This window comes from Saccharopolyspora sp. ASAGF58, assembly GCF_012277335.1.
In the GTDB taxonomy this organism is placed as follows: domain Bacteria; phylum Actinomycetota; class Actinomycetes; order Mycobacteriales; family Pseudonocardiaceae; genus Saccharopolyspora; species Saccharopolyspora hattusasensis.
Genome location: NZ_CP040605.1, coordinates 3,980,260 through 4,006,062, shown reverse-complemented (window position 1 = coordinate 4,006,062; position 25,803 = coordinate 3,980,260). Strand labels below are relative to the sequence as shown.

At 65.9% G+C, this 25,803-nt stretch carries 28 protein-coding genes, 2 pseudogenes and 1 riboswitch; of the genes and pseudogenes, 14 read left to right on the top strand and 16 right to left on the bottom strand.

Annotated elements, in window-relative coordinates:
• Window positions 1–4 precede the first annotated feature (4 nt).
• Window positions 5–634: an N-acetyltransferase gene (locus FDZ84_RS19165; RefSeq protein WP_168587031.1), complete on the top strand. Its 630-nt coding sequence runs from the start codon at window positions 5–7 to the stop codon at window positions 632–634.
• Between the two features lie 9 nt (window positions 635–643).
• Here the strand turns inward: FDZ84_RS19165 and FDZ84_RS19160 are convergent, their stop codons facing one another.
• Both FDZ84_RS19160 and aceA read right to left on the bottom strand, forming a co-directional pair.
• Window positions 644–1,204 (bottom strand): Uma2 family endonuclease, encoded by a 561-nt coding sequence (locus FDZ84_RS19160; RefSeq protein WP_168587030.1) that lies wholly within the window; start codon window positions 1,202–1,204, stop codon window positions 644–646.
• Window positions 1,205–1,468: 264 nt separating this feature from the next.
• Complete coding sequence (gene aceA, locus FDZ84_RS19155; protein ID WP_168587029.1) at window positions 1,469–2,782, bottom strand: isocitrate lyase; 1,314 nt, start codon at window positions 2,780–2,782, stop codon at window positions 1,469–1,471.
• A gap of 118 nt (window positions 2,783–2,900) precedes the next feature.
• Here aceA and FDZ84_RS38980 point away from each other — a divergent pair, with 118 nt between their 5' ends.
• Window positions 2,901–4,367, top strand: a complete 1,467-nt coding sequence (locus FDZ84_RS38980) for a helix-turn-helix transcriptional regulator (RefSeq protein WP_246869097.1) — start codon at window positions 2,901–2,903, stop codon at window positions 4,365–4,367.
• A 411-nt stretch (window positions 4,368–4,778) separates the two neighbouring features.
• On the opposite strand, the pseudogene FDZ84_RS40720 reads toward FDZ84_RS38980, so the two are convergent.
• A pseudogene (locus tag FDZ84_RS40720) lies at window positions 4,779–5,099 on the bottom strand (helix-turn-helix domain-containing protein); the annotation flags it as partial.
• 366 nt (window positions 5,100–5,465) lie between these two features.
• Here FDZ84_RS40720 and FDZ84_RS19145 point away from each other — a divergent pair.
• Together FDZ84_RS19145 and FDZ84_RS19140 are read left to right on the top strand one after the other, a co-directional pair.
• Window positions 5,466–5,798 carry a hypothetical protein gene (locus FDZ84_RS19145; RefSeq protein WP_168587027.1) on the top strand — a complete coding sequence of 111 codons (333 nt, stop codon included), beginning with the start codon at window positions 5,466–5,468 and terminating at the stop codon, window positions 5,796–5,798.
• A 35-nt stretch (window positions 5,799–5,833) separates the two neighbouring features.
• The gene (locus FDZ84_RS19140; RefSeq protein ID WP_168587026.1) at window positions 5,834–5,995 is read left to right on the top strand and encodes a hypothetical protein; all 162 of its coding nucleotides are present in this window, start codon (window positions 5,834–5,836) and stop codon (window positions 5,993–5,995) included.
• 257 nt (window positions 5,996–6,252) lie between these two features.
• Here the strand turns inward: FDZ84_RS19140 and FDZ84_RS19135 are convergent, their stop codons facing one another.
• Complete coding sequence (locus FDZ84_RS19135; protein WP_168587025.1) at window positions 6,253–6,429, bottom strand: DUF397 domain-containing protein; 177 nt, start codon at window positions 6,427–6,429, stop codon at window positions 6,253–6,255.
• Window positions 6,398–7,276 carry a helix-turn-helix transcriptional regulator gene (locus FDZ84_RS19130; protein WP_210435622.1) on the bottom strand — a complete coding sequence of 293 codons (879 nt, stop codon included), beginning with the start codon at window positions 7,274–7,276 and terminating at the stop codon, window positions 6,398–6,400. The genes FDZ84_RS19135 and FDZ84_RS19130 overlap by 32 nt, the downstream gene beginning before the upstream one ends.
• A gap of 1,234 nt (window positions 7,277–8,510) precedes the next feature.
• On the opposite strand from FDZ84_RS19130, the gene FDZ84_RS19125 reads away from it, so the two are divergent.
• Both FDZ84_RS19125 and FDZ84_RS40715 read left to right on the top strand, forming a co-directional pair.
• Window positions 8,511–9,275, top strand: coding sequence for a transposase family protein (locus FDZ84_RS19125; RefSeq protein WP_168584374.1), 765 nt, complete (start codon window positions 8,511–8,513; stop codon window positions 9,273–9,275).
• Window positions 9,269–9,583, top strand: a complete 315-nt coding sequence (locus tag FDZ84_RS40715; protein ID WP_371812871.1) for a response regulator transcription factor — start codon at window positions 9,269–9,271, stop codon at window positions 9,581–9,583. Before FDZ84_RS19125 ends, FDZ84_RS40715 begins: the two co-directional genes overlap by 7 nt.
• Window positions 9,584–9,726: 143 nt before the next feature.
• Here the strand turns inward: FDZ84_RS40715 and FDZ84_RS19115 are convergent, their stop codons facing one another.
• Window positions 9,727–11,268 carry an IS1380 family transposase gene (locus FDZ84_RS19115; protein WP_246868362.1) on the bottom strand — a complete coding sequence of 514 codons (1,542 nt, stop codon included), beginning with the start codon at window positions 11,266–11,268 and terminating at the stop codon, window positions 9,727–9,729.
• Window positions 11,269–11,766: 498 nt separating this feature from the next.
• On the opposite strand from FDZ84_RS19115, the gene FDZ84_RS19105 reads away from it, so the two are divergent.
• Window positions 11,767–12,186: an isocitrate/isopropylmalate family dehydrogenase gene (locus tag FDZ84_RS19105; RefSeq protein ID WP_168584106.1), complete on the top strand. Its 420-nt coding sequence runs from the start codon at window positions 11,767–11,769 to the stop codon at window positions 12,184–12,186.
• A gap of 250 nt (window positions 12,187–12,436) precedes the next feature.
• On the opposite strand, the gene FDZ84_RS19095 is transcribed toward FDZ84_RS19105, so the two are convergent.
• Window positions 12,437–12,835: a helix-turn-helix domain-containing protein gene (locus FDZ84_RS19095; RefSeq protein WP_246869096.1), complete on the bottom strand. Its 399-nt coding sequence runs from the start codon at window positions 12,833–12,835 to the stop codon at window positions 12,437–12,439.
• 99 nt (window positions 12,836–12,934) lie between these two features.
• Between FDZ84_RS19095 and FDZ84_RS19090 the strand changes: the two genes are divergently transcribed.
• Both FDZ84_RS19090 and FDZ84_RS40710 read left to right on the top strand, forming a co-directional pair.
• Window positions 12,935–13,759, top strand: coding sequence for an NAD(P)H-binding protein (locus FDZ84_RS19090; RefSeq protein ID WP_168587022.1), 825 nt, complete (start codon window positions 12,935–12,937; stop codon window positions 13,757–13,759).
• Entirely contained in the window at window positions 13,726–14,697 is a 972-nt protein-coding gene (locus FDZ84_RS40710; RefSeq protein ID WP_371812870.1) for an alpha/beta fold hydrolase, read from the top strand. The genes FDZ84_RS19090 and FDZ84_RS40710 overlap by 34 nt, the downstream gene beginning before the upstream one ends.
• Before the next feature lie 3 nt (window positions 14,698–14,700).
• On the opposite strand, the gene FDZ84_RS19080 is transcribed toward FDZ84_RS40710, so the two are convergent.
• A complete protein-coding gene (locus FDZ84_RS19080) occupies window positions 14,701–14,946 on the bottom strand; it encodes a hypothetical protein (protein WP_168587021.1) in 246 nt (81 codons plus the stop codon).
• A 135-nt stretch (window positions 14,947–15,081) separates the two neighbouring features.
• The gene (lepA, locus tag FDZ84_RS19075; RefSeq protein ID WP_168587020.1) at window positions 15,082–16,932 is read right to left on the bottom strand and encodes a translation elongation factor 4; all 1,851 of its coding nucleotides are present in this window, start codon (window positions 16,930–16,932) and stop codon (window positions 15,082–15,084) included.
• A 130-nt stretch (window positions 16,933–17,062) separates the two neighbouring features.
• On the opposite strand from lepA, the gene FDZ84_RS19070 reads away from it, so the two are divergent.
• Entirely contained in the window at window positions 17,063–17,647 is a 585-nt protein-coding gene (locus tag FDZ84_RS19070) for a class I SAM-dependent methyltransferase (RefSeq protein WP_168587019.1), read from the top strand.
• 96 nt (window positions 17,648–17,743) lie between these two features.
• Window positions 17,744–18,067 (top strand): DUF397 domain-containing protein, encoded by a 324-nt coding sequence (locus FDZ84_RS19065; protein ID WP_371812869.1) that lies wholly within the window; start codon window positions 17,744–17,746, stop codon window positions 18,065–18,067.
• Between the two features lie 37 nt (window positions 18,068–18,104).
• On the opposite strand, the gene FDZ84_RS19060 is transcribed toward FDZ84_RS19065, so the two are convergent.
• A complete protein-coding gene (locus tag FDZ84_RS19060; protein WP_168587017.1) occupies window positions 18,105–18,491 on the bottom strand; it encodes a VOC family protein in 387 nt (128 codons plus the stop codon).
• Between FDZ84_RS19060 and FDZ84_RS19055 the strand changes: the two genes are divergently transcribed.
• Window positions 18,490–19,932, top strand: coding sequence for a mannitol dehydrogenase family protein (locus FDZ84_RS19055; RefSeq protein ID WP_210435621.1), 1,443 nt, complete (start codon window positions 18,490–18,492; stop codon window positions 19,930–19,932). The genes FDZ84_RS19060 and FDZ84_RS19055 overlap by 2 nt on opposite strands.
• Window positions 19,933–20,006: 74 nt before the next feature.
• Complete coding sequence (locus FDZ84_RS19045) at window positions 20,007–20,897, top strand: IS982 family transposase (protein ID WP_168584373.1); 891 nt, start codon at window positions 20,007–20,009, stop codon at window positions 20,895–20,897.
• A gap of 25 nt (window positions 20,898–20,922) precedes the next feature.
• Here the strand turns inward: FDZ84_RS19045 and FDZ84_RS40705 are convergent.
• The 5 genes and pseudogenes from FDZ84_RS40705 to FDZ84_RS19020 all read right to left on the bottom strand — a co-directional run.
• Window positions 20,923–21,057: pseudogene (locus FDZ84_RS40705) on the bottom strand (EamA family transporter); the annotation flags it as partial.
• A 375-nt stretch (window positions 21,058–21,432) separates the two neighbouring features.
• Entirely contained in the window at window positions 21,433–22,110 is a 678-nt protein-coding gene (locus tag FDZ84_RS19035; protein WP_168587015.1) for a TSUP family transporter, read from the bottom strand.
• Complete coding sequence (locus tag FDZ84_RS19030) at window positions 22,091–23,308, bottom strand: RNA-guided endonuclease TnpB family protein (RefSeq protein WP_168584596.1); 1,218 nt, start codon at window positions 23,306–23,308, stop codon at window positions 22,091–22,093. The genes FDZ84_RS19035 and FDZ84_RS19030 overlap by 20 nt, the downstream gene beginning before the upstream one ends.
• 4 nt (window positions 23,309–23,312) lie before the next feature.
• Window positions 23,313–23,711 carry an IS200/IS605 family transposase gene (gene tnpA / locus FDZ84_RS19025; RefSeq protein ID WP_168587011.1) on the bottom strand — a complete coding sequence of 133 codons (399 nt, stop codon included), beginning with the start codon at window positions 23,709–23,711 and terminating at the stop codon, window positions 23,313–23,315.
• Between the two features lie 116 nt (window positions 23,712–23,827).
• Window positions 23,828–24,001 (bottom strand): hypothetical protein, encoded by a 174-nt coding sequence (locus tag FDZ84_RS19020; RefSeq protein WP_305852036.1) that lies wholly within the window; start codon window positions 23,999–24,001, stop codon window positions 23,828–23,830.
• A 209-nt stretch (window positions 24,002–24,210) separates the two neighbouring features.
• Here FDZ84_RS19020 and rpsT point away from each other — a divergent pair, with 209 nt between their 5' ends.
• Window positions 24,211–24,471 carry a 30S ribosomal protein S20 gene (rpsT, locus tag FDZ84_RS19015; RefSeq protein WP_010695744.1) on the top strand — a complete coding sequence of 87 codons (261 nt, stop codon included), beginning with the start codon at window positions 24,211–24,213 and terminating at the stop codon, window positions 24,469–24,471.
• Between the two features lie 108 nt (window positions 24,472–24,579).
• On the opposite strand, the gene holA is transcribed toward rpsT, so the two are convergent.
• Window positions 24,580–25,566, bottom strand: a complete 987-nt coding sequence (gene holA, locus FDZ84_RS19010) for a DNA polymerase III subunit delta (RefSeq protein WP_168587014.1) — start codon at window positions 25,564–25,566, stop codon at window positions 24,580–24,582.
• Between the two features lie 96 nt (window positions 25,567–25,662).
• A riboswitch (SAM riboswitch) is annotated at window positions 25,663–25,795 on the top strand.
• Window positions 25,796–25,803: the final 8 nt, after the last annotated feature.

Here is a 25,803-nt window from a genome sequence, read left to right as displayed (position 1 = left end):
CCCCATGCGAACCACCACGCGCGATGACCTCGTGCTCCGCGCCGCCAGCGGCGAAGACACCGCAAAACTCACCGAGCTGCTCGGCACGGCATACCGCGACGAGCCCCGGATGGCCGGGCTGCTGCCGAACCAGGCGCAGCGAGAAACCAAGCTCCGTGCACTGTTCTCCCTTCTGCTCAAGCAAGACCACCTCGACCACGGCACCGAGATCGCCGCACTGAACGGACACCCGGCGGCAGTCGCGGTTTGGGACCGGCCGGGCAGCCGAACGGCTCCGCTCGGTCGACGCCTCGCGCACCTCCCGGCGCTGCTGTCGGTTTTCCGCTGGCGGCTTCCCGAAACCGCGCGGGCGATCGAGGCGTTCAACGCCACCGACAGCCACCGGCCGGACGAACCGCACTGGCACCTGGCCGCGATCGGCACGGCTCCGCAGGCCCGCGGCCGCGGGCTCGGCCGCGCCCTGCTGGAATCCGGTTTGGCGCGCGCCGACGCCCACGACACCCCGATCTACCTAGAAGCCACGACGCACTTCGGGGTCGCGCGTTTCGAGCGGCTCGGATTCCGCGTGATCCACGAGTACCCGATCACCGGTGGTCTCACCGTCCACGGCATGTGGCGGCCGGTCGACCGCTGACGACCCGAGTCAGAGCCGCAACCCCGCGACAAGGTCTACCGGGGCGAAGCGGAGCGGGAATGGTCGCTGCGGCTCGAACAGCTCGTCCCCGACGACCCGCGCCACCCGCTGGTACTCGCTGCCGCCGACCAGTTCCCAAGCCGTCACCGACGGCACCTCCAGATCCGGGTCGACCAGCCAGAAGTGCTGGGTGCCCAGCCTGGCGTGGGCAGCCTTCCGCAGGCTGATGTCGTTCAACCGGCTGCTCGGCGACGCCACCTCCACCGCGAGCACCGGTGCGGTCCGCAAGTTCTTCAGCGTCAGGTCTTCGTAGCGCGCGACCAGGATGTCAGGCCGCAACTCGGTCCACAGGTCCTGGCGCACCGCGAACGGCGCGGACAGCACCCGGTAATCGGGCGGGCTCGCCCGGTGCAGGCGGACGAACAAGGCACCGAGCGCCTCCTGGTGCGGCCAGCCCGGTGTCGGGCCCACCAGCAGCTCGCCGTCGACGAGTTCGTACCGTCGGCCGTCCTCCGGAAACGCCTCCAGGTCCTGGACCGTGAACCGGCGCCCGCCAAGATCGATCGACATCACTTGCTCCCTCCACTCGCTTGCGGGCCCCGAGGTTTTCGGAGTCCCGCAAATAAAGAGGAGCGAAGGGCCCGAACAGATACAGCCGCCGCCAATGATCACCGGAAAGGGGAACGAAAAAGTGGGCGGGAACCCGACGCCTGGGTTCCCGCCCACTCGCACCATCGCGATTTTCTGACACCCCGCCACAGGGCCGCTGGTGCGTCTGGGGCGTGGTCGGCGCGCTACCCACGCGCCGACCACGGATTCAGTTGGTCTGCGAGATCAGTGGAACTGGGCCGCCTCGGTCGAACCGGCCAGCGCGGTGGTCGAGGAGTCCGGGCTCACCGCGGTGCTGATCAGGTCGAAGTAGCCGGTGCCCGCTTCGCGCTGGTGGCGGGTCGCGGTGTAGCCGCGGTCCTCCGCCGCGAACTCGCGCTCCTGGAGGTCCACGTAGGACGTCATGCCGTCCTCCGCGTAGCCCTTGGCCAGGTCGAACATGCTGTAGTTCAGCGCGTGGAAACCGGCCAGCGTGATGAACTGGAACTTGTAGCCCATGTGGCCGAGTTCGCGCTGGAACTTGGCGATGGTGCTGTCGTCGAGGTTCTTCTTCCAGTTGAACGACGGCGAGCAGTTGTAGGCCAGCATCTGCTCCGGGAACTTGTCCTTGACTGCCTCGGCGAACCGGCGTGCGACCTCCAGGTCCGGGGTCGAGGTCTCCATCCAGATCAGGTCCGAGTGCGGCGCGTAGGCCAGGGCGCGGGTGATGCACGGCTCGATGCCGTTGCGCACCTTGTAGAAGCCCTCCGGGGTGCGCTCACCGGTGACGTACTGGTGGTCGCGCTCGTCGATGTCGCTGGTCAGCAACGTCGCGGCCTGCGCGTCGGTGCGGGCGATGACCAGGCTCGGGACGCCGGCGACGTCCGCGGCCAGGCGCGCGGCGTTGAGCGTCTTGACGTGCTGGCCGGTGGGGATGAGCACCTTGCCGCCGAGGTGGCCGCACTTCTTCTCGGAGGCCAGTTGGTCCTCCCAGTGCACACCTGCGGCGCCAGCGGCGATCATGCCCTTCATGAGCTCGTAGGCGTTGAGCACGCCACCGAAACCGGCCTCGGCGTCGGCGACGATCGGCGCCAGCCAGTGGATGTCCTCGCTCTCACCGCCGGCGCCCTGCGGGTCCAGCGCCTCGGACCAGTTGATCTGGTCGGCGCGCTTGAGGGCGTTGTTGATCCGCCGCACGACCGCCGGGACCGAGTTGGCCGGGTACAGGCTCTGGTCCGGGTAGGTCTCGCCGGCCAGGTTGGCGTCCGCGGCGACCTGCCAGCCGGACAGGTAGATGGCCTGCAGACCGGCGCGGGCCTGCTGGACCGCCTGGTTGCCGGTCAGGGCGCCGAGCGCGTTGACGTAGTCGGTCTCGTGCAGCAGCTTCCACAGCCGCTCGCTGCCCTGCCGGGCGAGGGTGTGCTCTTCGCGCACGGAACCGCGGAGGCGGATGACGGTCTCGGCCGAGTGCGTTCGCTCGATGCCCTGCCAACGCGGGTTGGTGTCCCAGTCACGCTGCAGCTCCTCGACGGCCTGCTTCGCCTGCTCGCGGATGCTCATGATGTTCCCCTTCCGAGATCGCCCTGCGGCCTGTTGATCCCAGTCTTGACCCCCATCCAGCGAAACACGACCAGTATTTCGAGGTAATTTTCGCATTTTTTCTGCTAGCATCAACGCCATGACGGAGTTTGCTACGGAAGAAGACCGTAGTTTTTCAACAGCACACGACCTTTTGGTCTTCGGTCAGCGGCTGCGGCACTTGCGCCGGGCAGCCGGGCTCACCCTCGTGGAACTGGGCGAACGGGTCGGGCGCGCGCCGTCGCAGCTGTCGCTGCTGGAGAACGGCCACCGCGAGCCGAAGCTGTCGTTGCTGCGCGCACTAGCGGATGCGCTGGGCAGCTCCGTCGACGAGCTGCTGTCCAAGAAGCCGCCGAACCGGCGCGCCGAGCTGGAGATCGCCGTGGAGAAGGCGCAGCTCGACCCGATCTACCAACGGCTGGGCGTGCCGCCGCTGAAGGCCGGCAAACGCGTCCCCACCGAAGCCCTCGAACACGTCCTCGCGCTCTACGAAGAACTCAAGCGCCGCGAGACCAAGCAGGTCGCCACCCCTGAAGAGGCCCGCAAGGCCAACGCCGAACTGCGCGGCATGATGCGCGAGCACGGCAACTACTTCCCCGAGATCGAGAAGGCTGCTGCCGGGATCCTCGACAAGGTCGGCTACCACGGCGGCCCGCTGTCCGAGGGCCTGATCCAGTCCATCGCCACGCACCTCGGCTACGGGCTGCGGTTCGTCACCGACCTGCCCCGCTCGGTGCGCTCGGTGACCGATCTGAAGAACCGGCGGATCTTCCTGCGCCGCGAATCGCTGGGCATGCACAGCCCGCGGACCATCCTGCTGCAGACCCTCGGCCACCTCAGCCTCGGCCATCGCCAGCCCCGCGACTTCGCCGACTTCCTCCGGCAGCGCGTCGAGGCGAACTACTTCGCCGCCGCGGTCCTGGTGCCCGAGCAGACGGCCGTGCCGTTCCTGCAGGACGCGAAGGCCGAGCGCGACCTCGCCGTCGAGGACCTGCGCGACGTGTTCTCCGTGTCCTACGAGATGGCCGCGCACCGGTTCACCAACCTCGCCACCCAGTACCTGGACCTCGTCTGCCACTTCGTGCGCAACGACGAGACCGGCATCATCTACAAGGCGTACGAGAACGACGGGCTGGTCTTCCCCACCGACCAGACCGGCGCCATCGAGGGGCAGCGGATGTGCCGGTACTGGGCGGGACGCCAGGTGTTCGCATCCCCGGACCGCTACTCGACCTACTACCAGTACACCGACAAGCCCGGTGCCACGCACTGGTGCGTCGCGCACGTCGACCCCGGCCGCGGGCGGGATTTCGCGATCACCCTAGGCGTGCCCTACACGGAGTCGCGGTGGTTCCGGGGCCGGGACACCAACAACCACTCCAAGTCGAAGTGCCCGAACGGCGAATGCTGCCAGCGCCCGCCCGCGGATCTCGCGAGCCGCTGGGAAGGCATGGTGTGGCCGTCGGCCCGAGCCCACTCGCACGTGCTCGCCGCACTGCCGTCGGACACCTTCCCCGGCGTGGATGAGGCCGACGTGTACGCGTTCGTCGAAGCACACCAGGGCTGAGTGCCGAGGGACATCCGCTGGTAGGTGGCGATTTCGCGCGAAATGGGCTACTAATCCAGCGACCCTACCTCGCGGGCCCCCTCGACTGTCCGGTGTGGACAAACAGAAGTAAACAATCGTCTCATGACGCACAGTGAGCACAAGCGTACCGTTGCGGCGGTTGCGGGGGTGTGTCGGCGTGGGGTGTCGTGGCGTGGTCAGCCCCCGGGCGTTGACGCCCGAGGGCTGACTCGATCGTCGCTCGACCGTGGCGGCGTCGCGGCCTTCGGTGGCGAACAGCACCCGGGCCGTGTCGAGATCGGCGAACAGGCTGATGTAGTCCTGCTCCCGGCGAGCCGAGGTCTCATCCATCCCCACCCGCCGCACCGACGAGAAGTCCTCACCGGCCCGGGCAGTACGCACATGATGCTCCACCACCCGCCATACCCGGGTGTCGTGCTCACGCACCGCCGCGGCGACCCGGGCCACCGGCATCGCCTTGGCGAAGGTCAGCACCAGCGCCTCGAACAGCATCGTGAACCCCGACCCCGGCCGCGCCCACGGCAGGGCCACCAGCCGCACCCCGTGCTCGCTGCAGCGCACCCTCGGCACCCGCGCGTGCAGAAACGCCTTGTGCTGAAAGAAATCCAGATGCCGCCACGTCTTGTCCACCGTGTCATGCACCCCGACACTGCTGCCGCGCGCAACCGGACTCCGGGCACACAAACCGCGCACCCCGCCGGTACGCGACATGCAGGTCCAGCCGCCCCTCCTACTCGGCGAACTCCGCGCCCGTCACCCGCCACGGCTCGCCCAAACCCAGCGCCGTGGTGAACAACTCCAGCCCGTCCATATCGACCTCATCAACCATCCGACCGTCACCGACGGTCACACAGCCAACGAAGCCGTGGGCCAACCAGTCAAAGCCGCCACGCCGATCAAACCCACACGATCTAGCGAGGAGCCTCGTAAAAGCATCAAACTCCAAGTTGCTCCGCAAAACTACTCAATTTAACGAACCCCCTTGCACAAGATCGGGAGTATTCGGTAGAACGTCATCTACCGCGTACCCCAGGCAGGTACTTGGCTCATATTCACTAGCGAGGGAGAACCCCACCTATGTCCCTTGAGATCAGCAACAGGAACGGCGAGATTCCACGTTCCAGACGCTCCGGGCTCGACATTCCAGCGGAGTTATTCCAGGCTGTTGACGACAGCCTGAAGAAAGGCAACAACAAACGCGTTGCCGTCAGCGACGACAAGGAAGCAGAACGGATTATCGCGTGCCTAAGGTCGCTGAAAAACCGACACGGCTATGCGTTCGAAACAGGCAAGGAACGCGACGACGACGGCCGTCGTGTTCCGCACAATCAGCAAAGACGAACAGCCGCGCCGCACCAAGACAGACAGCAAAAAGTAAAGAAACCGACCGACGGCCCAAACGTGATATGACGTTTGGGCCGTCACACTCAGAGGAGGCCACAGCAATGCAGAAACTCTATACGGCTGAAGTGAACAATGATGGTGATCAGTACACGCTGACCGTAACGGACCATCGACTTGCCACGACTGAAACCGCCGACGTTCCAAAGCACATGGTCGACCAAATCCCCATGCTTATCAGCATGATCAGGATGGCGACACGATGACACTCAACAAGGGACCGGCGGCAAGTGTCCAGCTTCAGTTCCGCCAATACCCGTTCAACCACGGACGGCTCTACCAAGACACAGCAACCGGACACACCCTGACACGCTCGAACCAGCGATGGAAGTGCAACCAATGCAGCTTCGACGTTGTTGAGCGCGACTACTCGACTTGGAGAGGCATAGTCGAGGATCATCGAAGATACAACGGCAGAAACTAACAATGACGCCCCGGTGCCACGCACCGGGGCGTCATACATTCAGCGATCGAAACGACCCTGCTGCACCGCACGAACGAGCGACGACACATCGATTGCGAGCGTCGGACCGTTCGGGTCTTTCGAATCACGGATTGCGTCTAATGTGGTGGCCAGTTCGACACAATCGCCGTTAGCGCCGGAATAACTAGACTTGATCCAGCGAATTTCTTTTTCCATTTTCACTCCATTCATTCACAATGAGTCGCGCGATGAATCCGTTTGAATCACGCGTACTCATGGCAAAGCTTGTCATCCTGTTTATTGCGTTTCGATACGCTTTTACGTCGTCCTCATCTTGATCGAACGCACCCGAACTGTGGTGCTCAAAATGCACAACGGAAGGCGAATCGGCAAAGTCATATAGGACAAATGGACCCATCAGGCCGGGATGCCATCCGATCCGTTGCGGAACTATCCTTATTGCAACGTTTGGCCGTTCCGCGATGGCGAGCAAGTGGCGTAGTTGGTCCACCATGACCGTAGGATCACCGATCGGTTCGCGCAGTGCAGTTTCGGCAACTAGGGCCTTAAACGTCACAGGGTCACGTTTGGTGAGAATTTCGCGCCTGGAAAGTTTGACCATCACGCGTGATTCAACTTCGTGTGTTTCCAGTCCGCTCGCTACGGCGATTGACCGCGCATAGTCTGTAGTTTGCAGCAACCCAGGTACGACGCAAGGATTCCACGCGGTAATCAATGACGCTGCGCGTTCGCACTCCCATGCCCCGGCTAGTTGATGCGGTATCCCTGGAATGCCGACAGTCAGCCAATTTGGTTCGCTTACGTTGCGAGCTAGATCGAGAATTCTTTCCCGGTCAGTGGCTGATAGGCGAAGCGCGCCGAGAATCGTCGCTGTAGTTTCGACATTTGGAACGCGCTTGCCGGTTTCCAGGTTCGATAGATACGAGTAGTTCAGTGATACGCGTTTCGCTAGGTCACGCAAGCTCAATCCTCGATCTTCGCGTGCTTTACGCAAAGCTGCTGATAGTGCACGTGCGCGCGGCGATCCTATCGCTGTAGCCATGCGATGCATCCTTCGTGTCATTCCGGCGTATCACCCGTTTAGGCTATTGCCGTTGTCGTTCTGGAGACTCCCAACCTGTTACCTGATCACCCGGTCTGTTCAGGCACAGCGTACTTGTCAGGTCAACACACGTGGGAGGCATCATGGCGGGTCACAGCGCCGTTCCTGGTCCACCTGGCCCAGCTGGTTCGCCCAATCAGACGCCCGAGGGTAGCGACGTGCGGTGGTTCCGCTACAAACAGGGCGTCGTACGTGAGTCGAAACGTGTCCTGCACTGCGCGGAAGAATCTCGGGATGGCACGGTGACGTCCGTGTCTGGGGAGAAGTTCCGACGCGTGCAGGTGGAGGTGTGCGAGGAGGGTGATGGGGCAGCGTGCGTTCCTTGCCTGCTAGTCGTCATTGGCAGAGCTGATCGACTGGCCGAGATGCCACCCGTGGTGAGTCAGGTTCCGGCCGACACGCTTGCTGTGATGCTTGCTGACGCCCAATAAGCAATCAGCGATGCACAGTTCAATATCGTGCGGGGGGACTACCCCCTAGAGAATCAGGTAGCGCTAGCGGACAAATTGCGGCGGCTCTCCCATGTACTTCACGTTCGGGCGCATGCCATGAGATCAGACGGGGGCAAAGAGTGAGCGGATCGGGCTTATTCACACCAGCGCCCGAGACAGAAGGGGACGCCGGACCGCCAGGGTTCCGGGTTGTCTGGACTGACCATCTCGGGTTCGTACACGATCGCAAGCCCGGCACCATCGCGACGTCGCGATGCGGGCTCAACATGGGCAAATCGAACACGCCACCGGCTGTGAGAGCCTGCTCCCGCTGCCTTGAAGGGGCATTGCGGGAAGAGTCACCGGCCGAGGTGATCAGCGGACGCCACAGGCGCACCGCTTAACCCCGGACACGGCCCATGTCGGTCTACCGCAACGACGCGGTACGCCCCCCGGCCCGGCATGGTCCGTTCGCGGCCGGTTGGCGTTCATTGGGCCTGTCACGTCAACCGGCCGCATCCACGTGATTCCTTCATTTTCAAACTAGTACGAACGGTTTTAATGTAGTGAGAACGTCTCCGCAAAGATTCAGCACAGACCAGTTGATAAATCTCACGAAGGAAGAGAGGGACGTCATATATTGAGCGTTATTCAGGCAGCGGGTGATCACCCCAAAATAGAGCAACGACCCCAACCAGGTAAGATCGTTTTCTCCCAAAGAAGACGACTTAAAGGTAGGGCCGTTGCGTTATCAGTCTACTACAGGGCTTGCTGCTGACCAGATCGAGGAGCTTGTCGTGCGTATCTGGCAGATCGTCCAGTGTCGCGGCAAGCAACCGTGGCCTCTGACGGTGGGACTGTATCGGGCTGTCGTGATCACTTTGGTGTATGTCCGACAGAATTTAAACCAGGCAGCTGTCGGCGATTTATTCGGTCTGAGCCAGCCGACTGTATCGCGGATCTATCGAGGGATTCTTCCCTTGATCGGGGAGGCATTATGTCTGCACATTCCAGATCTCAAGGATGCCATCCGTGGCCGACTCGTCCTGGTCGACGGAACCGATGTCCCGACCGGCAACCGCGCTGGTCACGAGGTCAACTACTCCGGCAAGCGCCGCCGCGCAGGCCTCAACATCCAGATCGCAGCAGATACCGATGGTGACCTGTTGGGAATATCCGCGCCGATGCGCGGCTCGATGCATGACCGCAAAGCATTCGACGAGTGCGGTTGGGAAGATCGCCTCTCGGACACCCCTACTATCGCCGACCCCGCATACCAAGGGACTCACGCGATCACTCCACGCAAGAAACCCAAGGGCGGTGAACTCTCCACAAACGACAAGTCGAACAACAAGACCATCTCCTCAATACGGTCTGCCGTCGAGCGATGCATCGCCCACGTAAAGAACTGGAAAATACTCGCCACCGGCTATCGGGGACGCCTCGCCGAACTGCCTACCATCATCCGCATTATCGCAGCGCTCGAATTCTACCGCCTTGGGTGGTAACGCTCGTGAATAACGCTCATTGTATCGCCTGCGAACTTACCGACAATGAAATTGGGATGCGGTTGTACATCTCGAAAGATACCGTAAAGTCCCGATTGGGTAGTATCTACCGCAAGTTTAATCTGCGCAACCGTGTCGGTGCTGTTATTCTGGGGTACGAGCTCGGAATCCTCAAGCCGTCACATTCCGAGCAATTCCGAAATCCCGAAGATTCGCCGATTGACCATACATCCCGCATATGTCCGGTCCGACAACAAGACATGAAAGCAATGGAAGCTTTAGCCCTGACTTTTCATGGCGGTCGGTGAGCGGGTGAGGGGGTTGGGTTTTGCTGTGGTGGGGCTGGTTTTCGCGGCCTGGGCGTGATGGTTGCCCGGCTGTCGGGCCGGGTGGCCGGGGGTTCCACGGGCCCCGGGGTCTTTCTTGGGTCGTAGGGGCGGGTTGGCGCTGGTTAGGGTGCTTGTGGCAGGGCGGTGATGCGCTGCCAGGCGCTCTCGATCTGGGTGGCCCAGGGCCAGGTGCGGGGAATTTTGAGTCGTCGTCGGCGGCCGCCGCGGACGAGGCGGGCCGCGGTGTGCAGGATGCGGTAGCGCAACGTTTTCGGCTCGGCTTTGGCCAGAGCGCCGTCGAGGGCGAGGAGTTTGAGCCAGGAGAGCAGGATGGCGGCGGTCATGGATGTGGTCAGCCAGGCGGTGTTGATCGCGAAGTCGCGGGAGGGGAATCGGCCCAGGCCGGTGTCCTTGCCGGTGCGGATGCAGTCCTCCACCCGGGCGTGCACCCGGTGCGCGGCGTCGATGTACTGCGACTGCCCCAGCCACCCCTTCGTGGTCTCGGGACGGTTGGTGACCCACAGCGTGTAGCGCCACCCGTCTTGGGTTTCGAACAGGGTCAGCTGCGCCCCAGGATGGGGACGTTCGCGACGCACGAACACCCGCATCTTCTCCGGCCAGGCGGAGAGTTGGTCGCCGCCTGGTCCCTGCCGCAGCAGCCCGGTCAGCTCGGCCACGTGGGCCTGCTCGACCCAGCAGCGGGCGTGTGTGCACCGGGGGTTGTCGCAGGCTTCCTCGGCGCGTCGCTCACGCAGCTGCCCGCGCGGCCCGATCGCCTGCACCCACGCCCGCTCGGGCACCAGCCGGATCGCGGTCTTCTCCCGCTCGGTCAGCGCCCACCCCACCGAGTAGATGAGCTGGTATCCGCGCCGGGACGCGAGCTTGTCCAGATGTGCGATGAGCTCGTGACTGGCGCCGGCACCGTCCACAGTGACCATCAACCGCCTCCGAAACTGTTGTGGCAGCGCGGCAATCGCACTATCGGTGATGGCGATGTGGTCCTCGGCTGTGTTGCTGCCGGCCGAACCGCGGCGCAGCATCCACGCCAGCGGCTCACCCCCGGTGTTGTCGCAGTAGGCCTGCAGCGGGTGATGGCCGAACCCCTTGAAGTTCGCCTCCGCCCACTCCTTGTCCGAATGCGCGTCAGTGACCGTCGCGTCGATGCGGACGCAGGTCACCCCCTCCAGGGTCTTGTCCGCGATGCGCACCCCGGGAAGCGTGCCGTGGCGTGTCACGATCTGGTCCCACGCATACCGGCGGGCAGTGTTCACTGCGGCGGTGATCTTCTTCGCCGTGCGGGTTCCGCCGTCGGCGATCTCTTCCAACGTCCGCCACGCGGTGGGCACCGACGCCACCGGCCCGAACAGCTCCCGCTGGTCACCCATCACCCGGAAATCGCTGATCGCCCGCGCCCCGTCGGCGATCGCGCACGCCACATCCGCTACCACCCGGCCCCGGTTATGCACCAGCAACCGGGTGCCGGCCAGCGCCTTCGACAAGCCTGCGGTCAAACCCGTCTTATCGGTCAACCCGCGCAGCAGCGCAAGCCCGGCGTGCGACACGATCCCCTCACCATCAGCGGTGACTTCCAAACCCCGCGACCACCCAGTAGCCTGCACCTCGAAAGTGCTCCTCACCTTGGTTGCGATACGGACGTCAGACACCCGTATCCTCCCAGGTCAGGAGCACTTTCTGTGTTCAGGCACGCCGCAACACAACCGACCCACATGAAAAGTCAGGGTTAGCGGATCTTCTTGCCAGGAGCATGAAAAAGTATCTCCTCACTGGGGTCATGAGCCGACAATGGGAACAAACGAGAAGCCGATCTTAGTCGCGACCCCGCCACCTGTACGGTGCCCCGCACCACGGGTGCGGGGCACCGTCATACCTCAGCAGCGCCGACGCCCCACGCCGACACACCCCCGCACCACCGCCGCAACGGCACGCTTGTGCTCACTGTGCGTCATGAGACGATTGTTTACTTCTGTTTGTCCACACCGGACTGTCGAGGGGTCCCGCGAGGTAGGGTCGCTGGATTAGTAGCCCATTTAGCGCGAAATCGCCACCTAGGCCGCTAGACCGGGCGACGGCGGCCCAGCAGCTCCGACGGCACGATGCGGACCCGGAACGGCTCCGCGTCGAACGCCTCTGGGCCGCTAGCCTTGGCAATCAACTGGTACGACCTCGTCACCGGTCCCGGCCACTTCGACGTGCTCGTCATGGAGAACTTCCCCGGCGACATCCTCAACGACGTCGGCGCGGCCACCATTGGCAGATTCGGCATGCGCCCGTCCGGCAACATCGGCAACCACGTTGCCTACTTCGAACCCATCCACGGCAGCGCGTCCACGATCGCGGGCGGGACGAGGCGAATCCGACCTCTCAAATCCTCGCGGCCGCCCTCATGCTGGGGAACGCCTCGGCGACCACGCGACGGCGGCTCGCATCAAGGACGCCATCACCCGGTAATACGCCGACCGGCAGATCCGCCTGCTCGCCAACGGCTGCCTTTCGGCGAGCTGTGCTCGACGCCGACCTCAACGCGCGACTACCTCGACGGCGCCGAGCAGTTCGACACGTGAGTGATCAGCGGCGTGCCGAAGCTTGCCGACTACAGCCCGGACACGTGGCAGCGCTTCGCCAACGTCGTAGACGTGTTGTGTGACAAGGACATCATTACGCACGTGCCTGCCGACCACAGGATCGCCGACACCCTGGCAAGCGGTGCCGATGTCGAACGCACCGCCAGCCGCCTCGCACTGCTGCGCCCGATTCCGCTCAGGAAAGCGGAAACCGGCAACTCGCCGTGCAACAAGGCGGTAGCTCCGCGGATCAGGCGCGCGGCGCGCGACCCCGCTTCTTGGTGTCGTAGTCATGGCGGGCCTTTTCGACCTTGTCCAGGTTGACCGACCATTCGGAGATCGCCGCGAAAAGCGGCGCCAGGCTGCGCCCGAGGTCGCTGATCTCGTACTCCACCCGCGGCGGGACCTCCGCGTAGTAGCTGCGCACTACGAGACCGTCCCGCTCCAGAGCCCGCAGCCGCTGGGTCAGCACCTTGGGCGTGATCGTGGCAATCCGGCGTTCCAGCTCCACGAACCGTAGGCGGCCGTACTCGTTGAGCGCCCACAAGATCGGGGTGGTCCACCGGCTGAAGACGATGTCGACCACCGGCGCGATCGGGCAGGCGTTCTCCGGAGCCACGCGACCCCGCTGGAGTGTGTCCTGACGCACACTTTCCCCTTTCGCCCATTACTTTCCTCTAGGTATCTACTAGTCCAACGATAGTAGCTTCGCCGAGTCAGCAGATGCACTCGGAAACGGAGCACAAAAATGATCGTGGTGACTGGAGCGACCGGGAACGTCGGGCGCCCGCTGGTGCAGGCCCTGGTCGCGGCGGGCGAGGAAGTGACGGCGGTTTCCCGGCGGATCTCCGCCCAGGACGTGCCGGCAGGCGTGCGCCACCAGCAGGTCGACATGGCAGAGCCGGCAAACCTCAAGCCGGCCATTGATGGCGCCGACGCCATTTTCCTGCTGACCTCCGGCGATTTCGCGGCGGCCGGTGGCGACCTCGACGCCGTCCTGGAAGTCGCGCGGGCCGGCGGTGTTCGGCGGGTCGTCCTGCTGTCCTCACAGGGCGTCGGCACGCGGCACCACTCGCCGGAATTCGAGGACGCGGTGACGCGCTCGGGCCTGGAATGGGCCATGCTGCGGCCAGGGAACTTCGCTTCCAACGCGTTGCAGTGGGCCGAAATGGTTCGCGCACAACGGACTGTCGCCGCACCGTTCGGCGACGTCGGCCTGCCCGCCATCGATCCGGTCGACATCGCCGAGGCCGCCGCCGCCGCGCTGCGCGACACCCGCCACGCCGGCCGCATCTACGATCTGACCGGGCCGGCACCGATCACTCCCCGGCAGCAGGTCACGGCGATCGGCGAGGCGCTGGGTGAGCCGGTGCGCTTCGTCGAGCAGAGCCGGGCGGAAGCCAAAACGCAGATGACGCGCTTCATGCCCGAACCGATCGTCGACCGCACCCTCGACATCTTGGGCTCGCCAGGTGCCCTGCAGCGGGTCAGCCCTGACGTCGAACGGCTGCTCGGCCGTCCGGCCCGCACCTTCGCCGAATGGGTGGCGCGCAACATCGCGGCCTTCGAGTGACCGCCAGCAACACGATCCGAACCTGCACGAAGAAAACCATGCCTGTCGCACACGTTCTCGACTCGACCATGTTCTACCGGGAAATCGGCGCCGGCGTGCCGATCGTCTTCCTGCACGGCAACCCCACGTCGTCGTACCTGTGGCGACGAGTCCTGCCTGCGGTGGGCGATCCCGGCCGACGCCTGGCACCGGACCTGATCGGCATGGGCGCCTCCGGCAAGCCGGACATCGACTACACCTTCGACGATCACGCCCGCTACCTCGACGCCTGGTTCGACGCGCTGCACCTGGACGCGATTGTCCTAATTGGACACGACTGGGGCGGCGCGCTGGCATTCGACTGGGCCGCGCGCCATCCCGGCCGGGGTGCGGGGCACGGCGTTCACCGAGACGATCGTGAAGACGATGTCCTGGGACGAGTTCCCGGCGGCGGGCCGCGACCTCTTCCGCGCGTTCAAGACCACAGGTGTCGGCGAAGCGATGGTTCTGGACTGCGACATTTTCGACGGGCTGCCGGGTACCGTTGCCACCCGGCTCGGCGCCGAGGACCTCGATGCCTACCGCAAGCCCTACCCCACCCGCGACAGCCGCCTGCCCCTGTTGCGCTGGACGCGGGCGATGCCACTCGGCGGGGACCCGGCCGACGTCACCGCAAGGGTCCACAACTACGACGAGTGGCTGACGACCAGTACCGACGTGCCCAAGCTGATGCTCACCTTCGAACCCGGCCCGGGAACGATGATGACCCCGCAGCTCATCGACTGGTGCACGGCGAACATCGCCAGCCTCGAAATCGCCGACCACGAACTCGTCGCGGGTCACCACACCCCGGAGGACCACCCCGAAGCGATCGCCACCGCGGTCGCATCCTGGATGGACAGCCACAACCTGCGCTCGTGAGTGCTTTGGGCAGCTTCCGGACTCTGTTGCCTAATTGATCGTCATGCGGCGAGGGTGAGGTCGAGTATGGCGAGGTGGCTGGTGCGTGTGGTGCCTGGTGAGGGCGGTGCGGTCGAAACCGCCCTGGGTGCGGTCCTGTGGGGAATGCCGACGCGCAACGGACTCAGCAGTGTGATATCGAAGTCGCGCTGGGCGCTGATCATCGGCTCAGCGGAGGTGTAGCCGGCATCCACAATGCGCTCGCCCGCAAGCACGTTGCGGCGGTCAGGGACAGAGACCGGCGGCACTGGATCACCGTCTACCAAAAACGATCAACACGCACCAGCCAGTACACGATCACTACACCCCCGAATTAACCAGCAGGATCCCTATGGCAGCCCAAAACACTCACGAACCGGCAGCTTCGCGTCAGGGGCGGGGCGCTACTTCTTGCCCTTGGCCTTGTCGTCCTTGGCTTCATCGGTGGACAGCGCGGCGACGAAGGCTTCCTGCGGGACCTCGACGCGGCCGATGGTCTTCATCCGCTTCTTGCCTTCCTTCTGCTTCTCCAGCAGCTTCCGCTTCCGGCTGATGTCACCGCCGTAGCACTTGGCGAGCACGTCCTTGCGGATCGCGCGAATCGTCTCGCGGGCGATGATCCGCGACCCGATCGCCGCCTGGATCGGCACCTCGAACTGCTGCCGCGGGATCAGCTCGCGCAGCTTCGAAGCCATCTTCGTGCCGTAGGCGTAGGCGGCGTCGCGGTGCACGATCGCGCTGAACGCGTCTACCGGCTCGCCCTGCAGCAGGATGTCGACCTTCACCAGGTTCGACGCCTGCATGCCGGACTCCTCGTAGTCCATCGAGGCGTAACCGCGGGTCCGGGACTTCAACTGGTCGAAGAAGTCGAAGACTATCTCCGCCAGCGGCAGCGTGTAGCGCAGCTCGACCCGGCTCTCCGAAAGGTAGTCCATGCCCGACAACTGCCCGCGCCGGCTCTGGCACAGCTCCATGATCGTGCCCACGAACTCCGACGGCGCGATGATCGTGCATCTCGCGACCGGTTCGAAGACGTCCTTGATCTTGCCCTCGGGCCAGTCGGACGGGTTGGTCACCACCAACCCCGAACCGTCCTCCATCTGCACCTCGTAGACCACGTTCGGCGCGGTGGAGATCAAGTTCAGGTTGAACTCGCGCTCCAGCCGGTCACGGGTGATCTCCAGGTGCAGCAGCCCGAGGAAACCGCAGCGGAAACCGAAGCCCAGCGCCCCGGAAGTCTCCGGCTCGTAGGTCAGCGCCGCGTCGTTGAGCTGCAGCTTGTCCAGCGCCTCGCGCAGTAGCGGGTAATCCGTGCCGTCCATCGGGTAGAGCCCGGAGTACACCATCGGCTTCGGCTCGCGGTAGCCGCTGAGCGGCTCCTCGGCGCCCTTGCGCTCGGCGGTGATCGTGTCGCCGACCTTGGACTGGCGGACGTCCTTCACCCCGGTGATCAGGTAGCCGACCTCGCCAACGCCGAGCCCCGCCGAAGGCTTGGGTTCCGGCGAGATGATGCCGACTTCCAGCAGCTCGTGGGTCGCGCCGGTGGACATCATCCGGATCCGCTGCCGCGGCGTGATCCTGCCGTCGACGACCCGGATGTAGGTGACCACACCGCGGTAGGTGTCGTAGACCGAGTCGAAGATCATCGCGCGCGGTGGCACGTCGACGGCGCCCTGCGGCGCCGGGATCTGCCGGACCACCTCGTCCAGCACGGCTGCGACGCCCTCACCGGTCTTCGCCGACACCCGCAGCACGTCCTCCGGCTCGCAGCCGATGATGTGCGCCAGCTCGGCGGCGTACTTGTCCGGCTCAGCGGCCGGCAGGTCGATCTTGTTGAGCACGGGGATGATTTGCAGGTCGTGCTCCATCGCGAGGTACAGGTTCGCCAGCGTCTGCGCCTCGATGCCCTGCGCGGCGTCGACCAGCAGCACCGCGCCCTCGCAGGCCGCCAGCGACCGGCTGACCTCGTAGGTGAAGTCGACGTGACCGGGGGTGTCGATCATGTGCAGCACGTGGTCGACGCCGTCGGAGGTCCACGGCAGGCGCACGTTCTGCGCCTTGATCGTGATGCCGCGCTCCCGCTCGATGTCCATCCGGTCGAGGTACTGGGCCCGGTACGCGCGTTCCTCCAGCACACCGGTCAGCTGCAGCATGCGGTCGGCCAGCGTCGACTTGCCGTGGTCGATGTGCGCGATGATGCAGAAATTCCGGATTCGCTCCGGGGGCGTGAACGTGGTGTCGGCGAAACTGCTCACTCAGTGTTCCTCGCGGATGTCGACTGGTGCGGGGGTTCACCCCATCGTCCCATGACACGCCCGGTACCCGGCGTCCAACTCCGGGACATCCCGGATGCGACCACCGGCTTCGGGCTGCTGAGCTGGTCGTATGAGCGGTTTCGTCGCCTTCGCCCTGGATCGTGCTTTCGGTCACCCGAGCGGACTGCTGGGCACCGTGGGCGGTGCGCTGATGGCGCGCGGCAACGCGGCGGTGGAGCAGCAGGTGGTGCGCCTGGCCCGGCTGTCCGGCGGCGAAGCGGTGCTGGTGATCGGGCCCGGTCCCGGCGTGGGATTGCTGGCGGCCGGCGAGCAGGCGGCGCGCGTCGTCGCGATCGAACCGTCGCCGCGGATGCGGCAGGCCGCCTCCCGGCGATGCGCGGCCATGAGCAATGTGACCGTCCAGGACGGCACCGCTGAGGAGACCGGCCAACCGGACGCGGCGTTCGACGTGGTGCTCAGCGTGAACAACGTCCAGCTGTGGCCGGACCGCGCCACCGCGCTGGCCGAACTGCACCGCGTGCTAAGCCCCGGCGGCGTTCTGCTGCTGTCGACCCACGAGCGCTGGCTGCCCGGCGGCCGCGCCGGGCTCCACGCCGACGTCCAAGCCGCCGGCTTCGCCGACGCGCAGACCTGGGCCTGGCAACCACCGGCCCGAGGCACCACCCAAGCCCAAACCCGAGCCATCCGGCCGTAGTCCGGACGTCGACCTCATCAGAGCCGCCCGGGACCGTTTCGGTTGCCGGCACGGCAAGTCCGGCAACGTTGGAGTGAAACCACCCGCCACATCGGAATGTTCGCTTCCGACGTCGAAGGATCGCGCCGGCATTCAGCCATGCAGAGGTCCACGCCCACCGTGCTCGACAACTCGGCGCCGAGCTGCGCAGGTCTCGCGCTGCCACCGGGCTCGGCGCGCCCCAAGTCGCCAAGCGCCCCGGATTGGCGCAAGAGCAGTCGTCGCGGTAACACCAACTGCCTCGAAGTGGCGCTAGGCCCGAAGAGCGCGGCGATTCGAGACTCCAAGGGCCCAACCGGACCGGTACTCGTCGTCTCGGCTGCTGCCTTCGGCGAATTCGTCGCTGGGCTCAGGTCGCGGCGACTCCTGGCTCGTGGGTGATATCCGGCTCTCGCTCACCCTCGAGCGCGGGGTGGCGTCATGCCTGGGGTGGGCGCACGTCGGTGCGGATCGGGTGGTCGGCCGGGATCTCGACCAGGACGATTCGCATGCCGTCCGGGTCGGCCACCCATGCCTCATCCAGCCCCCAGGGCTGGCGCTCGGGCTCGGCGAGGACCGTCACGCCGTGGTCCCGCAGCCGCTCGAACTCGGCTCGGACTTCGCGTACCTGGAGCCAGAGCACCTGGTCCGGGCTCGGTCCCGGGCCACCCCGGCCCGAGATCTCCAGGAATCCCTGCCCCAGGAAGAAGACCGTGCCGCCGGGGAATTCGCGTGCGATGGCCAGTCCGAGCACGTCCCGGTAGAACCGCAACGAGCGGTCCCAGTCCTGGGGACGAAGGATCAACCGGCTGTTCAAGACCTCCATGCCCCGTTTCTACCCGCGGGGACCACCGACCGCCGAACGGTCGGCGCTACTGGAGGAAGGTGACGCTCCGTCGGACCGGGCGTTCGTCGGCGCTGTCGACGAACAGGTCGGGTGCCGTCGCCCGGATCCGCTCCACGTCTCCGAAGACCGCTCGCAGGTGCGCGCGCAAGGCCGTCACGCTGGCCTCCAGGTCGCCCGCGGCGAGGGCGTCGATCCGGCGGCGGTGGTCGAACTGCTGGCGCGCGAGGACATCCGCGTCATCACGCTCACCGTGACGGAGAAGGGGTACCGGCACGATCCGGCGACCGGTGACCTCGACCTGGCCGACCACGAGGTGCTGGCCGACCTCACGGATCGTCCACCTAGGACGGTCGTGGGTCAGCTGGTGCGCGGGCTGCAGCGCCGCGCCGGAACCGGTGCCGGACCGGTCACCGTGGTCAGTTGCGACAACCTGCCCGCCAACGGCCGGACCCTGCGGCGGCTGGTGCAGCAGTTCATCGACGCAGCAGGGCTCGCCGAGCTGGCGGCGTGGGTGTCCGAGCACATGCGGTTCCCCGCCACGATGGTCGACCGGATCGTGCCCGCCACCACCGCCGACGACCTCACGGAGGTGCGGACGCGGACCGGGTTGCGGGACGAGGCGGCGGTGGTCGCCGAGCCGTTCCGGCAGTGGGTGATCGAGGACGACTTCGCCGCCGCCCGCCCACCGTGGGAGCTCGCCGGAGCGGTGCTGGTCGCCGACGTGGAGCCGTGGGAAGCACTCAAGCTGCGGGTGCTCAACGCGAGCCATTCCATGCTGGCCTACCTGAGTTTGGCGTGCAGGCACGCGACGATCGCGGAAGCCGTGGCCGAACCGCTGCTCGCTGGCGCCTGCCGCGGGCTGATCGGCTCGGAGGTCGCGCCGGTGCTCGCTGCACCCTCCGGCGTCGACGTGCGCGATTACGGCGAGTCCGTGCTGGCGCGGTTCGCGAACCCCGCTCTGCGGCACACCACCGCCCAGGTCGCCCAGGACGGCTCACAGAAAACTCGGGCCCCGCCTGCTGGACACGGCATCGGAACAGCTCGCCTCCGGCGGCGACCCGAGTTGGGTGGCGCTCGGGGTCGCGGCCTGGATGCGGCACGTCGCGACCACCGAAACGCTCGACGACCCGCTGGCGGGCGTGCTGCGCGACGCGCTCGGCGGAACCCCAGCCGACGAGGCGAGCCGTCTGCTCGGCGTCGAGCGGATCTTCGCGCCGGAACTCGCTTGGCACCCGGTTTTCCGCGACTCGGTGACGACGACGTACCGGCAACTCGCGGAACGCGGCGCGCGCGCTGTCCTCGCCGAGTGGCTCTGACTCAGGCGATGCCGAGGAGGACGGGCCACTCCGGCGAGGACGACGACCGCGCCCATCATGCGGCGGGCCGGTTGCGGTTCTGCCAGGAGGCGCCAGGCCATTAGATGATTGATTCCGTGAAGATCATGTGAAGGGGGCCGGTGTGACGGCCTGGGAGGAGGGTGTTCAAGATCAAACTGTGACGAAAGAACTGAACACCCTCCTGACCGCACTCTACGTGCTGATCGATGACCATGTCGTCCCGGCTCGGACCGGACGGGGACGGCGCCCGCTGTTCACCGACAGTGAGTTGCTGACGCTGGCGGTGGCTCAGGTTCTGCTGCGTTACAACGGTGAGCGTCGCTGGATGCGGCACGTGCATAGCAACCCCGAGCTGCTGGCGATGTTCCCGCACGTGCCTCGCCAGCCCGGATACAACAAGCGTTTGAGGAACGCGCAGCCCTTGCTGTGCAAGGCAATCATCACCCTGGCCGCGTGCTGCCCGTCCTGGTTCGACGACCTGTGGATCACCGACGCCACCCCGGTGCCATGCGGCATGTCCCGGGAGACGGTGAAACGCTCGGACCTGGCCGGCCACGCCAACTATGGTTACTGCGCGTCACACTCCAGGTGGTACTGGGGCCTGAAGCTCTACCTCGTGTGTACCGGGGACGGGATGCCGGTCATGTGGTGCCTGGCCGACCCCAAGATCGGCGAACGCGAGGTGCTGGCCGCGTTACTCGACAACAACCACTACCTGATCCGCAACGGCCAGATTCTGTTGGCCGACAAGGGTTTCTCCGGCAAGGAGTTCAAGAAACTCACCGAGTCGAAGCAACTGCGGCTACTGCGCCCGGACCGCAAGGACGAAACCTACGCATGCGGCAACCTCGGCGGTGTGCGCCAGTGGATCGAGTCGGTCAACCAGACCCTCAAAAGCCAACTCGGCCTCGAACAGCACGGCGGACGCACCCCGGCAGGCGTGTTCACCCGCGTCGCCCAGCGCTTGCTGGCCATGGCCGCAGGCATCTGGCACAACTGGGAAACCGGCGCGACCAGCAAACGCTCACTCATCGCGTTCGACCACTAACACCAACTTCACGGAATCAATCATTTAGGCCCGCCAGGACGATGCTCAGCTCCCGAGCCGCAGCGACCGGGCTCACCGGGGCGAGTCGCATGGCGAACAGGACCAGGATGTAGGCCAGCGGGGACAGCAGGGCGACCGCCAGGATCTCCCGTCGGTGCGCGTGCCACGCCCTCGCGATCTGCGATCGCCGCGTCGCCGCGTCGCGGCGTATGGGGCGTCGCGGCGTATGGGGCGTCGCGGCGTACGGGGCGTACGGGGCGTACGGGGCGTACGGGGCGTACGGGGCGAGCATCGCCGCGTGCGCGTCCCACAACGTGTAGCTCGCGAACAGCGACCCGGTCAGCAAGCCGAAACCTCCAGGCCCGTCAGATGTGTGACCGCGCTCATTTCGCGACCGCCGGCGCCGCTCGGACCGATCCTCCACGCCCCTGGTTGTCGGCTTTCGGTGGAGCGGGAGCGGAACCCTAGGCACAACCAGGACCAGGTGTTATGCCCTGCGATCCGCGGTGCCGCAAAGCCGTTTCCGCGCCCCGCGCTACGCGCCGGCCGCGAGCTTCCAACCGAGGCTGATGACGAGGCCCACCACCACGGTCAGGAAGACCTGGCGCACGAAGCCGGAGCCGCGTTTCGCGGCGATCATCGCGCCGAGGACGCTGCCCGCCATGTTGCTCGCGGCCATCACCAGCGCCAATCCCCACAGGACCTTGCCCGCCGGGATGAAGAACGCCAGCGCGCCGATGTTCGTGGCCACGTTGACGACCTTCGCTGTCGCCGACGCCGTGATGAACGCGAAGCCGACCAGGCCGACAAGCAGGAACACCAGGAACGAACCGGTGCCCGGGCCGGCGATGCCGTCCCAGAAGCCGATCACGGCGCCACCGACGAGCATCACCAGCAACTGGATGCGTCGCTCGAACCGCGGGACGTCTGCCGAGCCGAGCTCGGGCTTGCGCCAGGTGTAGACGCCGACGAGCGCCAATGCGACCAGCACGACCACGTTGAGCACGTGCGACGGCAGGGCATCGGCGAGCGCCGCGCCGCCGAGGGCCCCGAACAGGGCGACGAGCGCCATCGACAGCGCCGCCCGCCAGTCGATCGGCGTCCGCTTCGCGTAGGTCCGGGCCGCAGCGGCCGTACCGGCGATCGACGCGACCTTGGTGGTCGCCAGCGAATAGTTGACGTCCTTCCCACGGCTAAAGCCGGGGGATTCCAACCAGCGCTAACGCCGGTTGCGGTTCCTGCTTCACGGACCGCCTAACGGCGAGGTCTCCACAGGCTGTCACCGCCCGTCCGGCGGCGAGAATGTTCTTCGCCGCGTTCACGTCAGCGTGCGCCGTGTGGCCGCACTGGGTACACCGAAAAACCGCTTGGCTCTCACGGCTTTCCGGGTCCACAGCACGACACACCGCGCACGTCTGCGACGTGTACGCAGCAGGCACCTTCACGATCTCGCTGCCGGTATAGCGGGCAGCGTTACGCAGGGCCAGTTCAAACTTGTGCCAGCCTTTGTCGAGGATGGCGCGGTTCAGGCCGGACTTTTGGGCGACGTTCCGGCCGGGTTCTCCGGCGGTTCCGCTCGCCGACCGGGTCATGTTCCGGGTACGGAGGTCTTCCAGCACGACCAGCGCGTTGCGGTCGGTGAGCTCGGCCGCGACCTGCGAGCAGAAGTCCGCTCGCCGGTCGCGTTCGCGCCGCTTCAACCGGCGCATCTTGCCGAGCGTCTTCTTACGGTTTGCGCTGCCCCGCTTCTGCCGGGAAAGCTTCTGCCGCAACCCGCGGTAACGCTCATCCGCGCCAGGCGAGACGAAATCGCGGTCAATGAGCTTGCCGTCACTGGTAGCTACCGCTGCCGCGACTCCACGATCGACACCGACGCCGCTGTGGGGTGCGGCGTGCCGTTCTGGGGTGATGGCGCCGTCGTCGACGAGGAACGACACGAACCAGTCCCGGCCGTCGCGGGACACTGTCGCGGACCGCACGGCACCGCCGAGCTGGCGGGTCATGCGGAACTGCACCCACCCCAGCTTCGGGAGCTTCGCCCGTCCCCACCGCTTGTTCAGCCGCTCGACCTCGATGAGCTTGCCCATCGGGAACCGCAACGACGGGTTCCAACGCTGCTTGCCGCGCCACTTAACCCGGAACGTGCCGTGGTCGCGGCACGCCCGGTCCAGGTCCTTCAACGCCTGCTGGAGGATGTGCGACGGCACGGTCTGCAACCAGTCGTGCTCGGTTTTCGCGTCGGCGAGCTGTCCGGCTTGCTCGTTGTAGTTCATCCACGCCCCCCGCCGCCGGTACTCGCGGCGTTGTTCCAGGGCGGTGTTCCACACTGCCCGGCAGATATTGCCGAACTCCTCGCACTGGGCGGCCTGCGCGGTGCTGAGCTTCAAGCGGTAGCGACGTCCCGTCAGCATCGGCTCACCGGGCCTTCTGCTGTTCGACGTAGCGCTTGATGACCGACAGCGGTGCGCCGCCGACCGTCGCGACGAAGTAGCTGTTGGTCCACAGCGTCGGAAGCTTCGACCGCAACCACGGGAACTCTTCCCGCAACACCCGCGACGAACGTCCCTTAATCGCCTTGACCAGCTTGTGCACCCCGTACTGCGGGTCGACTTCGACGACAAGGTGAACGTGGTCCGGCATCGTTTCCAGCTCCACCAGCCACGCCCCCTTCTCCTCGACGACTTCCCGGATGAGCTGCTTCAAGCGTTCCTCCATCCGGCCACCGATGACCCGGCGCCGGTATTTCGGGCACCACACGACGCGGAACGCGCACTGAAAGGTGATGTTCGCGTTCGATCGCAGCGTGACGACCATACCCAGAACTATACAGCGCCGAACTATCTAACGTTGGCAGGGTTACCGCTGGGCACGTCAGGATCGGACTTGACGTGCTAACCCCACGGATAAATCCGGGGGTCTGCGCACTACGTCTACCTGATCACCTCGCCGCCGGGCAGGAGCAGCAGCATCGCGGGCAGCTGGATCAGGCCACCGCCGCCGACGATCGCGTCGACCGCCCCGGCCAGGAACGCGGCGCCGCAGAGGAACAGCAGTCCGGCGAGGGACAGATCGGCGAATCCGGGCCAGTTCAACGCATCGAGCACGAGGCTTGACCCTATGGTTCGGAAACGCCGGATCCGAGCCGATGTGATAGCCCTCGCCCGGCACCGCCCGCCCGAAATCTGCGCAGGTGGGCGCTGTTAAGATGGACGACCGTGCCGTGCGGCATTCCGCCGTGGAGGAAACCTGCCTGAGCGCAGCGCCGACAAAAGCGCGGCACGACCGGTTCGACAGACGAGGAAGAGGCGCCACAGTGGCCAACATCAAGTCCCAGATGAAGCGGATCAAGACCAACGAGCAGAACCGGCAGCGCAACAAGGCCGTGAAGTCCGCGGTCAAGACCGCCATCCGCAAGTTCCGCGAGGCCGCTGACGCCGGCGAGAAGGACAAGGCCATCGAGCTGCAGCAGGCCGCCAGCCGCGCGCTGGACAAGGCCGCCAGCAAGGGCGTCATCCACAAGAACCAGGCCGCGAACAAGAAGTCCGCGCTGGCGCAGCGCGCCAACCAGCTCTGAGCTGAGGCCTGAACTTCGAAAGGCCCCTTCCCCGCTGGCAAAACCCGGGTAAGGGGCCTTTCGCGCGGAGAAGGGGCCTTTCGCGATCTTCGGTGGAAACTGGTGCGATCACGAACGCTGGTTGCGGAGCTCCACGAGGCGCAGGACGGTCCGTTCCAAGGCGTAGGTGGCGTCGGCGGCCATGCCCTTGACCCCGGCGTTGACCTCCGCGACCGCCTGGAGCGCCTGCGCGAGGCTCGAAGCGTTCCAGCCCCGGGACTGCGCCAGCGCCTTCTTCACCTTCCACGCGGGCATGCCCAGCTCCCCTGCCAGCCGAAACGGATCGTTGCGACCGCCTGCGGCGGCGACGCGGCCGATGGTGCGGACCGAGTCCGCGAGTGCGTCGGCGATCAGCACATGCGGGACGCCGAGCTGCACAGCCCACCGCAAGGCCTCCAGGGCGGCCGCCCGGTCACCCGTCACCGCCTTCTCCGCTACCGCGAACCCGGTCACCTCGGCTCGCCCGCGGTGGTAGCGGCGCACGGCCGTCTCGTCGACCTTGCCGCCGGTGTCGGCGACCAGCTGCGTCGCCGCGGCCGACAGCTCCCGCAGGTCGGAACCGACCGTTTCGATCAGCGAAGCCACCCCGGCGGCATCGGTCTTGCCGCCGGCCCGGCGCACCTCGTCGCGGACGAACGCCTCCCGCTCGGCGGGCTTGGTGATCTTGTTGCACTCGGTGACCCGCGCGCCTAGTTTGCGCAGCGCATTGGGTAGTTCCTTAGAGTGCTTGGAGCGGCCGCCGCCGCTGTGCACGACGACGAGCATGACCCCGTCCGCCGGCTGCTTGGCGTGCATCAGCAGCGCCTCGGCGATCTCCTTGCCCGCGTCCTGGGCGGACTCCACCGCCAGCACCCGGCCCTCCGCGAACAGCGATGGGCTGAGCAGTTCGGTCAGCTCCGGAGGAGTGAGTTCGCTCACCTTCACGCGGCGCAGTTCGGCTGCCGGATCGGCCGCGCGGGCGGCCCCGACAGCAGCCCAAAGCGCGCGTTCCACCAGCAGTTCTTCGTCGCCGAGAACCAACTGCAGCGGATCGGGGACCACGGCCGGTGCGCTCATGCACGCATCGTCGCACGCACCCGTGACGTTCCCGCCATCTGGATCGTGCTGGCCAGACCCCGGCGCGGTCCACTAGCGTTGCTGGCACAACCGAATAGCTCATCCAGAGGGGCAGAGGGAACGGCCCGATGAAGCCCCGGCAACCGTTCGTCAGCGAATCGCGCTTTCACCCGCGAGGTCTCTGACGAAAGCGGTGCCAATTCCGACCCGTCCGCGGGACAGATGAGGAGAGGACCT